Origin of the sequence: Chryseobacterium vaccae (genome assembly GCF_009602705.1) — a bacterium.
In the GTDB taxonomy this organism is placed as follows: Bacteria; Bacteroidota; Bacteroidia; order Flavobacteriales; family Weeksellaceae; genus Chryseobacterium; species Chryseobacterium vaccae.
In genome coordinates this window covers 2938674-2952448 of the sequence record NZ_VSWH01000001.1, presented here as the reverse complement: position 1 = coordinate 2952448, position 13775 = coordinate 2938674, and the positions used below count along the sequence as shown (strand labels likewise).

Sequence of the window (13775 nt, the reverse complement as noted above, 5' to 3'; positions counted from 1 at the left end):
TACTTTGCCGTTTACTTTATAACAAATTATGTTTTTTTGTTTATTTTTAACTAAACATTAAGAATATCATTAATATAAAAATGTTTTATATTTGCAAAAATTAAATTTTAAAATAACCATAAATCCATATTCTTTTATGAATAAAAAATTATTGTTTAGCTTTCTTGCCTTCCTTGGAATGGTAAGTGTTAAAGCACAAAGAAATGAATTGGGAGTTCGCCTGGGGATGAGTAATCTTGTGGGGGACGTAGGGAGAACCAATTATATCTTACAAAAGCCATTGGATTTAGACAGAGCGTCAGAATGGGGCTTCCCGTTTTATGGAGGCATATTATACAGATTTAATTTTAACCCGCATCAGACTGTACGATTGGATTTAGGCTATAACCAGATTCAGTTCAGCGATAAAGCGGCAAAAGAAGAATACAGAGTGAAAAGAAACTCATACGGAAAAAATAACGTATATGAGGCAAGCTTAATGTTTGAATACAACTTTTTTCCGGTAAATAACGAGCAGATAAGCATGGTAAGCCCATACATCTTCGGTGGTGTAGGTGCTTTAATGTTTGATGCCCCTAAAGCAAATCTGGTGAATGACTTCAGAAGAGATGCCGATGGTGTGGCGCAGGCTCCTATCAACGAATCAGACTTCAAAACTACTGAAGAATATTCATTGGGGAAAAAAGTGACAATGCATATTCCTTTTGGAGTAGGATTGAAATACAAGTTTAACCATAACTGGGCTATCTTTGCAGAAGCTACATTCAGATATACGCTGACTGATCAGCTGGATCACAGCAAAATATTATCTGAAGATGTAAAATCTTCTTTTAATGCAGATATATTAGATCCTGCTACAGGCGGTTCGCTGCTGCAGTCTGGAAATTATTATGCAGTTTCCAAAGAAAGAGAGCAAGAGTTTATCGGAAGAAGAAATATTGGTGATGGAAGATCCAAAGACTGGATGAATACTTTCAGCTTAGGACTGACTTACTCTTTCGGAAGACCTCCATGTTATTGTGATTAATGAATATGTCGTTGATTAAAGATAAAATAAATTCTGAGAATTTACCAAAACACGTAGCCATCATTATGGATGGTAATGGAAGATGGGCAAAATCCCGTGGCGAAGAAAGATCTTTCGGTCACAAGAATGCCATTAATGCTGTAAGAAGTGCCATTAATGCTTGTAATGAGATCAATATACCCTATTTAACACTTTACACATTTTCATCCGAAAATTGGAGCCGTCCCGCAGAAGAAGTCAGTACCCTGATGAATCTGTTGGTAGAAACCTTATTGCTGGAAGCCGAAGAAATTTTCAGCAAAGGATTGAGAATGCATGTGATCGGGAATCTTGAGAAACTGCCTTCCATTGTGAGAGAACAGCTTGAACGTGTAGTAGAGCTTACCAAAGAAAACACAAAAGGAAATTTAGTATTGGCAATTAGCTACGGCTCTCAAAATGAAATTTTGGAAGCCGTGAAAAATATAAGTTCTGATGTGAAAGAAGGAAAAGTAGAAGCAGAGAATATTGATGAAAAACTATTTGAAAGCTATCTCTACACCAAAAATTTTCCTCCTGTAGACCTGCTGATAAGAACCAGTGGAGAAATAAGAATAAGCAATTTTCTCCTTTGGCAGATTGCCTACGCAGAACTACAATTTTTAAATGTCCTATGGCCGGACTTTACCAAAGATATTTTCTTCCAATGTATTGTAGATTATCAAAACAAAGAAAGAAGATACGGTCTCACCGGCGATCAGATAAAAGCCCAATAAATTTAAAGAAAAGAAAGACTCGATAAAATGAAGTTTAGACTATTACCCATCATAATGTTTGCTGCTTCTGCACATTTTTATGGACAAGTAACTCCTCAGGACAGTACAAAAGTAAATAGTGCTGTACATGCAGAAAATGAAGCAGGAACTTACACACTTAAGGACATTGTTGTAGATGGGGTCAAAAAATATACACCCGCTCAGATCTTACGATTTACAGGTCTAAGCAAAGGAGAAGTTGTGGACATCCCGGGACAGAAAATCAGCAATGCTGTTAAAAAACTATGGGATACCCAATCTTTTTCAGAAGTAGAGGTGTATGTTCAGAGTATTGAAGGACAAACTGTCGTTCTGAGATTCTACCTGGAAGACCTTAAAGACCTTGGAGAAGTAAAATTCAAAGGGAAAGGGATTGGTAAATCCAAAAATGAAAAGCTTATAAAAGATAATAACCTGAAGCCAGGTACTAAGATTACACAGAACCTTATATCAAGTCTTAAAACTAAAATACCTAAAGACTACATAAAAAAAGGTTTTGCTGATGCTAAGATTACCATTCAGGATAAAGTAAATGCAAACGATCCGTCTATGGTAGACTGGACCATCAATGTAGATAAAGGGAAAAGAATCAAAATTGACCATATCGAATTTGAAGGCAACCAAAGCGTTTCCGATGCTAAACTTAGAAAGAAAGCTTTCAAAGAAACCAAACAAAAGAGATTCGGAATTGGTGGTATTCTTAAATCTTCAAAATTTATTGAAGATAAGTATCAGGAAGACAAACAAAGTCTTATCAGCTACTATAACTCGTTAGGGTATAGAGATGCGGTAATCGTTTCAGATTCTGTATGGAGAAACAAAAGAAATAATTACGAAATCAATGTAAAACTGAAAGAGGGTAAAAAATATTATATCGGAGATATTACATTCACCGGAAATACCGTATACCCTACAGAACAATTACAGAGATTATTAGGATATAAAAAAGGAGATATCTACGATGCCGTAGGTTTCAACAAAAAAGTAGGCGAAGACGGAGGAAAAGAAGATGATTCAGATATCAAATCTGTTTATATGAACAATGGGTACCTTTTCTCCAATGTTACTCCGGTAGAAAAATCCGTATCGGGTGATGCCGTAAATCTTGAGATCAGAATTAATGAAGGAGAACAGGCTACCTGGAATAAAGTAACATGGCAGGGGAATACAACAACCCATGACCACGTTGTATTAAGAGCTTTAAGAACAAAGCCGGGAGAACTTTTCAAAAAAACAGAGATCAAGAGAACCTACTTTGATTTAGCAGGGATGTCTTTCTTTGATCCTCAGCAGGTAGGGCAGGATATCCAGCCAAACCAGCAGGATAATACAGTAGATATCAATTGGAAACTTGTTGAAAAAGGATCTTCTCAGGTTCAGTTGCAGGCAGGTTACGGTGGTAACAGCTTTATCGGAACATTAGGACTTACGTTCAGTAACTTCTCACTAAGAAACTTCCTTAAGTTTAAAGACTTTAAACCGGTACCTCAGGGAGATGGGCAAACCTTATCCATTCAGGCACAGGCAGGACAGTACTTCCAGAACTACGGAATCTCATTTACTGAGCCATGGTTGTTCGGAACAAAGCAAACAGCGCTTTCTGTAAGTGTGAACAATTCCAGAGTAAAATATAATGATACTTATGGAAATGCCCAGAAATTGAACATTTTCTCTGCATCAGCAGGTCTGAACAGACTATTGAACTGGCCGGATGATTATTTCTCTTTATATACAGGAATTCAGTTTCAGAAGTATAACTTCAAAAACTATCCGTTCCAGTTTGGAGATACAACAGAATATAATGGAGATGCCAATAACCTCAGTATCAACTTAGGTTTAAGCAGAAACTCAGCCGGAATTGACCCGATTTTCCCAACAATGGGTTCTAATATCGAACTTTCTGCAAAACTAACCCCTCCATATTCACTGTTCAGTAATAAAGATTACTCTACAATGAGCCCTATCAACAAATATAAGTGGATGGAATTCTACAAAATCAAGTTCAAGGCTGACGTATACAACGAAATTGCTGGAAAACTGGTGTTGAGATCCTCTGCCGAAATGGGATTCATGGATGGATATAACAAGCAGCTTGGAGCTCCGCCTTTCGAAAGATTCTATGTAGGAGGAACCGGACTTTTCGGAGGTAGATATGACGGTCGTGAACTAATTCCTTTGAGAGGATATGAAAATGCATCTACTTACGGTGGAGAAACAGAAGATATTACTCAGAAAGGAGGTGGAACCATCTATAACAGATTTACATTAGAATTAAGATACCCAATCTCAATGAGCCAGACGGCAAAAATCTATGCACTAACTTTTGCAGAAGGTGGTAACGTTTGGAACTCATGGAGCACTTACAATCCTTTCCAGTTGAAAAGATCAGTCGGAGTAGGGGTAAGAGTTTATATGGGAGCATTTGGTTTGATCGGGTTCGACTTCGCATATGGATTTGATAAAACAATTTCCGGAACAGAACCATCTGGATGGAAGACCCACTTCTTGATGAATCAATCACTATAATTCATAAGATATGAAAAACTTTAAAATAACTTTCACATTTGTATTATTACTGCTTGCCGGGATTTTTAGCGCCCAGAAAGTAGGCGTGGTGGATACCAATGAAATTTTAAGTAAAATGCCTCAGTACAAAGAAGCAGAAGCAAGACTTAACGCCCAGATTGATACCTGGCAGTCTGAACTTCAAAACCTGCAGTCTGAGTACGAAAGAAAAAAGGCAGCATTTGAAAGTGAAAAAGTTTTACTGATCGGCGACCAGCTGAAGCTTAGAGAAAAAGAAGTAATGGATCTTGATAAAAGCATCAAAACAACAACAAGTTTAAGATTCGGTGCCAATGGAGAGATCACAAAGCTTAGAACCAATCTGGTTTTACCTTTCCAGGATCAGATCTGGGGGGCCATTAAAACGATGGCAGAGAAAAACGGATTGGGCACGGTTCTTGATAAAACAAGTAACAATGTGCTTTTTCTTCAAAAAAGGTATGATTATACCGAGAAAGTTCTTGACATTCTGTTGAAAGGAACCGAAAAAAAAGAAAAAAGTAACAGCAAAAGTAAAAAATAATACAAATTAACTTTTGCACACATTTGAAATCTAACAAACAAATTAAATTATTTATTAACCAGTTATGAAAAAATTAAGTGTATTATTTGCAGCGGTGATGATGGTTGTATCAGTAGGTATGGCAAAAGCTCAGAAAATGGCTACTTTAGATGTATCTGCAGTTCTTAATGCAATGCCTGAAAAGAAAAAAGCTGATGCTGAACTAAAAACATTCCTAGATACAAAACAAGCCGAAATTAAGAAAAGAGTAGACGCAGGTGAAGCTAAACTAAAGCAGTATACTGAAGAAGCCCCTAAGAAAACGGCTGATGAAAACAAAGCCAGAGAAGCAGAATTAACTAAAATCCGTGAAGAAATCGGACAAATGCAGGAGAAAGCTCAAAAAGATCTTGGGGTAAAGCAAGATGCGATCTTCGGACCAATTGAAAAGAAATTGAACGATGCTGTAGAAAAAGTTGCTAAAGCAAACGGATATGACTACATCATGGATTCAAACTCTCAGGCATTCATTTACAAAGGAGGTATCGATGCTACCGCCGCTGTAAAGAAAGAACTAGGAGTTAACTAAGAAATTAACAAAGTTTTATAAATTCAACCGCCCCCTTTAGAGGCGGTTTTTTTTGTATTTTTGCACCATGGAAAAAGAAGTATCAACCACGGTAAAAGTCCGTTTCAGCGATTGTGATCCAATAGGACATCTGAATAATGTAAAATATCTGGACTATATGTTCAATGCAAGGGAAGATCATGTAGAGACATTTTACGGATTTACATACGAAGAATATACTAAACAGACCGGCTGTACGTGGATTGCCATTCAGAATGAGATCGCTTACTTAAAAGAAGTACGATACAACACTCAGGTAGTCATCAGCAGTAAGACGATTGAAATACAAGACAGAACTGCAAAAGTGGAAATACTAATGAAAAGCCTGGATGAAAAAACAGTTCATGCCGTTTTATGGGTTACCGTGATTTACTTTAATATTAAGACAAGAAGATCCGAGGTTCATCCTGAAGATATTAAAGAAACCTTTCACAAGTTCTATGTAGATCTGGAACAAAAGGACTTTCAGCCAAGAGTTAAATTCTTAAGATCACAGAACGCAAAAAATTCATAACGAATAACCAATAGGAGTATTCCTAATTTACAACCATACATATAAAGTTACAGATGAAAAAAATAGCAGTAATAGGCAGCAACGGACAATTGGGAAACTGCATTAGGAAAATAGCCCCTGATTTTGAAAATGCCTACGAATTTATATTTACCGACTCAAAAAACCTGGATGTCACGAACGAAGATCAGGTTAACGACTTCTTTTATGATAACAAACCTGATTACTGCATCAATGCTTCAGCTTACACAGCCGTTGATCTTGCAGAAAAAGAAACTGAAAAAGCATTTGCCGTAAATGCAGATGGGGTAGCTCATCTGGCTCAGGCATGTACAGAAAATAAAAGTATCCTGATTCATGTTTCAACAGATTATGTTTTTGATGGAGATACCAATCTTCCTTATTCAGAAGATGATTTTACCAACCCAACAGGAGTATACGGAGAGTCAAAAAGAAAAGGAGAGGAACTGGCGTTGGAAATTAATCCCCAAACCATTATTTTGAGAACATCATGGCTGTATTCAGAGTTCAATAAAAACTTCGTTAAAACAATGCTGAATCTGTTTTCTCAAAAAGATGAACTGGGAATCGTTGCCGATCAGTTTGGCCAGCCTACCAATGCGAACGATTTGGCTGAAGCGATTATGAATATTATTGAAGCGCCGGTTAAAACTTTTGGAATTTTCCACTTCTCCAATTATCCTGAGGCTACCTGGTTCGATTTCGCCAAAAAGATTGCTGAATTCTCCAAATCTTCGGTAAAGCTGAACGCTCTCACTACAGAACAGTATCCCACTCCGGCAAAAAGACCGGCAAGAAGCACCATGTCATTAGATAAAATAGAAGAGACCTATAAAATAGAACCAAAACATTGGGAGAACAGTCTGGAAGAATGTGTCAAAATCCTGGTACCATAATAGAATTGATATGAAAAATCTAACATTGGCCTTTTCTGTTTTGTGTACTCAGCTATTTTGTGCACAGAACATATATCTTACAAAAGTTGAGAAAATCAATGAGAACACAGATAAATTTTTATACAGAAAATTTGATGCCGTAACAGATGCACAATATCTCGGTGTAATTGATGTGCAGGGATTTTCAAAAGAGGATGCTGCCGTTTTTTCGGTAGTTTATAAGAAGGCAAAAGAAATTGGAGCCAATTCAATTGCTTTAAAACCCTTTGAAAATGTAGATGGGGCTCCACAGCCATTCAATCCTTCCAACTATAGGCTGGCATTATATTATACACCAAAAGAAAAGTTGATAACCGAGAAAGGAATGCTGTATATATTTGCATCCTCAGAAAAAGATCAGAAAATAAATATCAATAAAAAAGATTATACACTCTCGCCAAGATCTTTTATTACATTGGAGATTATTCCCGGCGAAGTTTATACGATGTCAACAAAAAAACTGCTAGGCTCCACAATTAAGATCCAGCCTAAAACAGCTGATGAGAATTTATATTTTCAGATTTCATCACTAAAAGTTAAATCCGATACCTCTGGAATAGGCGGTTTAAATCTTAAATCAGGAGATATTATAGGACTGGAAAAATCGTATGCTGATTTTTTAAGCCTGATTTATCAACAACAAAAACAATAAAACTCATTTGATGTAAGATTTTGGTGAATAATTAAACAATAGTTTGAAATTTTTCTCCCTGCATTACAGCCGTTTATGTCCTTTTTATTAAATGAAGATGAATTTTATGTTAAGTAAGTTTGTTTTATGACGGTATAAGTTGTTATCTTTGCCGCACTGAAAACGAGAGATTATCAGTAAGCGCAGAAGAATAAAAAACACTCTAAGTATTCATTTAAGGAGACCGAAAAAACTTTATAAAATAAGTTTTGTGGAATTAAAAAAAATGTTTACCTTTGCAGTCCGGTTTGCCGGGAAGCGCAGGAGTTAAGGATTGAGTTTTAGAGAGGGGTTAAGGTTACTAAAAAAACTTTAAAATTTTCTTTCAAAACATTTGGTCATTAAGAAATAAGTTATTACTTTTGCAACCGCAAATAAGGAACAGAACGACAGAGAGAGTTCTTTATGAAAGCGGAAAGATATAAAGATCATTGACATACAATATAACAACCAAGTAAGGAAAAACTAAAGCGTTAAGAAACTTTGAGTGAGCTCGGGACAAACATACAATGGAGAGTTTGATCCTGGCTCAGGATGAACGCTAGCGGGAGGCCTAACACATGCAAGCCGAGCGGTATTTGTCTTTCGGGACAGAGAGAGCGGCGTACGGGTGCGGAACACGTGTGCAACCTGCCTTTATCTGGGGGATAGCCTTTCGAAAGGAAGATTAATACCCCATAATATATTGACTGGCATCAGTTGATATTGAAAACTCCGGTGGATAGAGATGGGCACGCGCAAGATTAGATAGTTGGTGAGGTAACGGCTCACCAAGTCTACGATCTTTAGGGGGCCTGAGAGGGTGATCCCCCACACTGGTACTGAGACACGGACCAGACTCCTACGGGAGGCAGCAGTGAGGAATATTGGACAATGGGTGCAAGCCTGATCCAGCCATCCCGCGTGAAGGATGACGGCCCTATGGGTTGTAAACTTCTTTTGTATAGGGATAAACCTAGATACGTGTATCTAGCTGAAGGTACTATACGAATAAGCACCGGCTAACTCCGTGCCAGCAGCCGCGGTAATACGGAGGGTGCAAGCGTTATCCGGATTTATTGGGTTTAAAGGGTCCGTAGGCTGATGTGTAAGTCAGTGGTGAAATCTCACAGCTTAACTGTGAAACTGCCATTGATACTGCATGTCTTGAGTGTTGTTGAAGTAGCTGGAATAAGTAGTGTAGCGGTGAAATGCATAGATATTACTTAGAACACCAATTGCGAAGGCAGGTTACTAAGCAACAACTGACGCTGATGGACGAAAGCGTGGGGAGCGAACAGGATTAGATACCCTGGTAGTCCACGCCGTAAACGATGCTAACTCGTTTTTGGATTTTCGGATTCAGAGACTAAGCGAAAGTGATAAGTTAGCCACCTGGGGAGTACGTTCGCAAGAATGAAACTCAAAGGAATTGACGGGGGCCCGCACAAGCGGTGGATTATGTGGTTTAATTCGATGATACGCGAGGAACCTTACCAAGGCTTAAATGGGAAATGACAGGTTTAGAAATAGACTTTTCTTCGGACATTTTTCAAGGTGCTGCATGGTTGTCGTCAGCTCGTGCCGTGAGGTGTTAGGTTAAGTCCTGCAACGAGCGCAACCCCTGTCACTAGTTGCCATCATTAAGTTGGGGACTCTAGTGAGACTGCCTACGCAAGTAGAGAGGAAGGTGGGGATGACGTCAAATCATCACGGCCCTTACGCCTTGGGCCACACACGTAATACAATGGCCGGTACAGAGGGCAGCTACACAGCGATGTGATGCAAATCTCGAAAGCCGGTCTCAGTTCGGATTGGAGTCTGCAACTCGACTCTATGAAGCTGGAATCGCTAGTAATCGCGCATCAGCCATGGCGCGGTGAATACGTTCCCGGGCCTTGTACACACCGCCCGTCAAGCCATGGAAGTCTGGGGTACCTGAAGTCGGTGACCGTAACAGGAGCTGCCTAGGGTAAAACAGGTAACTAGGGCTAAGTCGTAACAAGGTAGCCGTACCGGAAGGTGCGGCTGGAACATCTCATTTTAGAGCGTTGAAGAACGTTAAACAAAATTAAGTATCGTAAGATACACACGAACTTACTTAAAGTTCAGCTTTAGTTTTTTATTTGGTTGATATATAAAACAATACAACACCCACTAGAAATTAGTAAAAGGGATTGAGACGAGAGGAAAGATAAAAGAAAAAGCTAAGTCTGGTATCTATTATCTGAAATCTGTTAGTCTAACAGACAGTCTCGTAGCTCAGCTGGTTAGAGCGCTACACTGATAATGTAGAGGTCGGCAGTTCGAGCCTGCCCGAGACTACTAATTAAAGCGGTAAGCAATAAGCATTAAGCTGGAGGCATTAAGCCTTGGTTTTATAGCGTAAAGCCTACAGCACCTAGAGGGGGAATTAGCTCAGCTGGCTAGAGCGCCTGCCTTGCACGCAGGAGGTCAAGGGTTCGACTCCCTTATTCTCCACATAGTGGATGTTTTAATCTTAAAAAAGCAAATAGAGCCAAAAACAATATTTGCGGGTTAAAGCAGAAATAGCATTAAAGATCATTGACATTAACGGTAAAGACATCACAAAGAGAAAACCGAGCGCATAAAAGCGCTTGAGTAACCTAAAAATAGGAAAGAAATCGTTAAGGGCGTATGGCGGATGCCTAGGCTTTCAGAGGCGAAGAAGGACGTGGTAAGCTGCGAAAAGCTGCGGGGATCGGCACACACGAATAGATCCGCAGATGTCCGAATGGGGCAACCCGGCATGTTGAAGACATGTCATCCCTTAGGGGAAGCAAACCCGGAGAACTGAAACATCTAAGTACCCGGAGGAAAAGAAATCGAAGAGATTCCGTAAGTAGTGGCGAGCGAAAGCGGATTAGCCCAAAAGCTGATATATGTTTAATAGAATGTTCTGGAAAGAACAGCCGTAGAGGGTGATAGCCCCGTATATGAAAGGCATATTTGAGTGATAAATGAGTAGGGCGGGACACGTGAAATCCTGTCTGAATATGGGGGGACCATCCTCCAAGGCTAAATACTCCTGAAAGACCGATAGTGAACAAGTACTGTGAAGGAAAGGTGAAAAGCACTTCGAATAGAAGGGTGAAATAGAACCTGAAACCGTACGCCTACAAGCGGTCGGAGCAGCATTAAGCTGTGACGGCGTGCCTTTTGCATAATGAGCCTACGAGTTAATTTTACTAGCGAGGTTAAGGTATTAAGTACCGGAGCCGGAGCGAAAGCGAGTCTGAATAGGGCGGTTAGTTAGTAGGATTAGACGCGAAACCTTGTGATCTACCCATGGGCAGGTTGAAGCTCTGGTAACACAGAGTGGAGGACCGAACCGGTTGACGTTGAAAAGTCTTCGGATGACCTGTGGGTAGGGGTGAAAGGCCAATCAAACTGGGAGATAGCTCGTACTCTCCGAAATGCATTTAGGTGCAGCGTCGATGTTAAGTTTATTAGAGGTAGAGCTACTGATTGGATGCGGGGGTTTCACCACCTACCAATTCCTGACAAACTCCGAATGCTAATAAATGTTCGTCGGCAGTGAGGGCATGGGTGCTAAGGTCCATGTCCGAGAGGGAAAGAACCCAGACCAACAGCTAAGGTCCCCAAATATATGTTAAGTTGAAGCAACGCGGTTGGACTGCATTGACAGCTAGGATGTTGGCTTGGAAGCAGCCATTCATTTAAAGAGTGCGTAACAGCTCACTAGTCGAGCGGTCCGGCATGGATAATAATCGGGCATAAACATATTACCGAAGCTATGGATTTATACCTTAGGGGTATATCTGGTAGGAGAGCATTCTATTTGCGCCGAAGCAGTACTGTGAGGTATTGTGGAGCGGATAGAAAAGAAAATGTAGGCATAAGTAACGATAAAGGGGGCGAGAAACCCCCTCACCGAAAGACTAAGGTTTCCTCAGCCATGCTAATCAGCTGAGGGTTAGTCGGGACCTAACGCGAACCCGAAAGGGGTAGTGGATGGACAATGGGTTAATATTCCCATACTTGCTCAAGAATAAAGGGGACGGTTGGATGTAGCTGCTGGAGACTGACGGAATAGTCAAGGCCTAGCCTTCGGGCGAAGCTGCTGTAGTGTAATCTGATCCAAGAAAAGCCGAATTGAAGCAACCCGTACCAAAACCGACACAGGTAGTCGAGGAGAGAATCCTAAGGTGCTCGAGTGAGTCGTGGCTAAGGAACTAGGCAAAATAGTCTCGTAACTTCGGAAGAAGAGACGCCATCAGCAATGGTGGCCGCAGTGAAGAGGCCCAGGCGACTGTTTATCAAAAACACAGGACTCTGCTAAATCGAAAGATGCTGTATAGGGTCTGACACCTGCCCGGTGCTGGAAGGTTAAGGAAGGTGCTTAGGGTTAAACCGAAGGCATTAACTGAAGCCCCAGTAAACGGCGGCCGTAACTATAACGGTCCTAAGGTAGCGAAATTCCTTGTCGGGTAAGTTCCGACCTGCACGAATGGTGTAACGATCTGGGCACTGTCTCAGCCACGAGCTCGGTGAAATTGTAGTATCGGTGAAGATGCCGATTACCCGCAATGGGACGAAAAGACCCTGTGAACCTTTACTATAACTTCGTATTGACTTTGAGTAAGTAATGTGTAGGATAGGTGGGAGGCTTTGAAGCCGGCACGCTAGTGTTGGTGGAGCCAACGTTGAAATACCACCCTTTACTTACTTGGAGCCTAACTTCTGAATTGAAGGACATTGCGTGGTGGGTAGTTTGACTGGGGTGGTCGCCTCCAAAAGAGTAACGGAGGCTTTCAAAGGTACCCTCAGCACGCTTGGTAACCGTGCGTAGAGTGTAATGGCATAAGGGTGCTTGACTGTGAGACCAACAAGTCGATCAGGTGCGAAAGCAGGACATAGTGATCCGGTGGTTCCGTATGGAAGGGCCATCGCTCATAGGATAAAAGGTACTCCGGGGATAACAGGCTAGTCTCCCCCAAGAGCTCACATCGACGGGGAGGTTCGGCACCTCGATGTCGGCTCGTCACATCCTGGGGCTGGAGAAGGTCCCAAGGGTTGGGCTGTTCGCCCATTAAAGTGGCACGCGAGCTGGGTTCAGAACGTCGTGAGACAGTTCGGTCTCTATCTATTGCGGGCGTTAGATGTTTGAGAGGGCTTGATTCTAGTACGAGAGGACCGAATTGAACAAACCTCTGGTGTATCAGTTGTACCGCCAGGTGCACCGCTGAGTAGCTACGTTTGGAAGAGATAAGCACTGAAAGCATATAAGTGCGAAACTCGCCTCAAGATGAGACATCTTTTAAGGGTCGTGGGAGATGACCACGTTGATAGGCTATAGGTGTAAAGGCAGTAATGTCATAGCCGAGTAGTACTAATTACCCGTAGATTTATAGCCTATAGGTTGCTATAACAAATATAATTTAAATTATACAAGCCTTTTATGCGCAGTTAAGGTTTTGTCTTTGTGAAAGTTTTTATCGATAAAAAAGCAGTATGCTTTACGCTGTAAGCTTGAAGCTTATAGCCTACTGCCTACAGCTATATACCTTCTTTAGGGTGGTTTTAGCGGTGGGGCTCACCTGTTCCCATTCCGAACACAGAAGTTAAGCCCACCAGCGCCGATGGTACTGCGACAAGCGGGAGAGTAGGCCGCCGCCAGTTTTTATATTATTAGAAAGTCTCATACAGTTTTGTATGAGACTTTTTTTTGTTGTATACTGCACCCATTATTTTTGAGCTATAAGCTATAAGCTATAAGCTATAAGCTATAAGCTATAAGCTATAAGCTATAAGCAGTACGCTGGTAAGCTCCGTAGGAGCGCCCTGTTAATAGCATAGATTCATATTATGTTTTGGATTTGCTAGTCCTGTAAGGGCGGCCTGTAGCTATAATATCTGATTAATCAAAATAAAGAATACAAAATCCCGTACAAAATAATGTACGGGATTTTTTTGTCTTAAACTTTTAGAAACATTTAATTGATAAACAATATATTCAATAGAAGCGGGCTAAAGCCTGCTTACAGCAAAGCAGAACAGAAAAGCTTTAGCCAAAATCTAGATTCCAATATTTTTAACAATATTTTTTAATATCTGTAAAATAAAGATCTGCTCAATCC

General features: G+C 40.5%; 8 protein-coding genes, 2 tRNA genes and 3 rRNA genes. All 13 read left to right on the top strand.

Features of this window, described 5'->3' with window-relative positions; translation table 11 throughout:
* Positions 1 to 136 precede the first annotated feature (136 nt).
* The 13 genes from porG to rrf all read left to right on the top strand — a co-directional run bounded on the left by porG (position 137) and on the right by rrf (position 13317).
* Positions 137 to 1027, top strand: a complete 891-nt coding sequence (porG, locus tag FW768_RS13395) for a type IX secretion system protein PorG (protein ID WP_153396162.1) — start codon at positions 137 to 139, stop codon at positions 1025 to 1027.
* A 5-nt stretch (positions 1028 to 1032) separates the two neighbouring features.
* Positions 1033 to 1782, top strand: a complete 750-nt coding sequence (locus FW768_RS13390) for an isoprenyl transferase (protein ID WP_153396160.1) — start codon at positions 1033 to 1035, stop codon at positions 1780 to 1782.
* A 27-nt stretch (positions 1783 to 1809) separates the two neighbouring features.
* On the top strand, positions 1810 to 4347 hold the full coding sequence (gene bamA / locus FW768_RS13385) for an outer membrane protein assembly factor BamA (protein ID WP_153396158.1): 2538 nt from the start codon (positions 1810 to 1812) through the stop codon (positions 4345 to 4347).
* Positions 4348 to 4357: 10 nt separating this feature from the next.
* Entirely contained in the window at positions 4358 to 4909 is a 552-nt protein-coding gene (locus FW768_RS13380) for an OmpH family outer membrane protein (RefSeq protein WP_153396156.1), read from the top strand.
* A 64-nt stretch (positions 4910 to 4973) separates the two neighbouring features.
* Positions 4974 to 5477, top strand: a complete 504-nt coding sequence (locus tag FW768_RS13375; RefSeq protein ID WP_153396155.1) for an OmpH family outer membrane protein — start codon at positions 4974 to 4976, stop codon at positions 5475 to 5477.
* A gap of 67 nt (positions 5478 to 5544) precedes the next feature.
* Positions 5545 to 6030, top strand: coding sequence for an acyl-CoA thioesterase (locus FW768_RS13370; protein ID WP_153396153.1), 486 nt, complete (start codon positions 5545 to 5547; stop codon positions 6028 to 6030).
* A gap of 53 nt (positions 6031 to 6083) precedes the next feature.
* Positions 6084 to 6944, top strand: coding sequence for a dTDP-4-dehydrorhamnose reductase (gene rfbD, locus FW768_RS13365; RefSeq protein WP_153396151.1), 861 nt, complete (start codon positions 6084 to 6086; stop codon positions 6942 to 6944).
* Positions 6945 to 6954: 10 nt separating this feature from the next.
* Positions 6955 to 7635, top strand: a complete 681-nt coding sequence (locus FW768_RS13360; RefSeq protein ID WP_153396149.1) for a hypothetical protein — start codon at positions 6955 to 6957, stop codon at positions 7633 to 7635.
* A gap of 545 nt (positions 7636 to 8180) precedes the next feature.
* Positions 8181 to 9697 (top strand): 16S ribosomal RNA (locus FW768_RS13355).
* A 207-nt stretch (positions 9698 to 9904) separates the two neighbouring features.
* Positions 9905 to 9978 (top strand) — tRNA-Ile (locus tag FW768_RS13350).
* An 82-nt stretch (positions 9979 to 10060) separates the two neighbouring features.
* Positions 10061 to 10134 (top strand) — tRNA-Ala (locus FW768_RS13345).
* Positions 10135 to 10291: 157 nt separating this feature from the next.
* Positions 10292 to 13051, top strand: a 23S ribosomal RNA gene (locus FW768_RS13340).
* A gap of 157 nt (positions 13052 to 13208) precedes the next feature.
* Positions 13209 to 13317: ribosomal RNA gene (gene rrf / locus FW768_RS13335) — 5S ribosomal RNA — on the top strand.
* Together the 16S, 23S and 5S rRNA genes with 2 tRNA genes alongside form the textbook arrangement of a ribosomal RNA operon.
* Positions 13318 to 13775 lie beyond the last annotated feature (458 nt).

What these genes read in the sequence shown, in the direction of transcription:
- porG (WP_153396162.1), top strand. Translation starts at nt 137, where the DNA reads ATGAATAAAAAATTATTGTTTAGCTTTCTTGCCTTCCTTGGAATGGTA.
- bamA (WP_153396158.1), top strand. Translation starts at nt 1,810, where the DNA reads ATGAAGTTTAGACTATTACCCATCATAATGTTTGCTGCTTCTGCACAT.
- FW768_RS13370 (WP_153396153.1), top strand. Translation starts at nt 5,545, where the DNA reads ATGGAAAAAGAAGTATCAACCACGGTAAAAGTCCGTTTCAGCGATTGT.
- FW768_RS13380 (WP_153396156.1), top strand. Translation starts at nt 4,358, where the DNA reads ATGAAAAACTTTAAAATAACTTTCACATTTGTATTATTACTGCTTGCC.
- FW768_RS13360 (WP_153396149.1), top strand. Translation starts at nt 6,955, where the DNA reads ATGAAAAATCTAACATTGGCCTTTTCTGTTTTGTGTACTCAGCTATTT.
- rfbD (WP_153396151.1), top strand. Translation starts at nt 6,084, where the DNA reads ATGAAAAAAATAGCAGTAATAGGCAGCAACGGACAATTGGGAAACTGC.
- FW768_RS13390 (WP_153396160.1), top strand. Translation starts at nt 1,033, where the DNA reads ATGTCGTTGATTAAAGATAAAATAAATTCTGAGAATTTACCAAAACAC.
- FW768_RS13375 (WP_153396155.1), top strand. Translation starts at nt 4,974, where the DNA reads ATGAAAAAATTAAGTGTATTATTTGCAGCGGTGATGATGGTTGTATCA.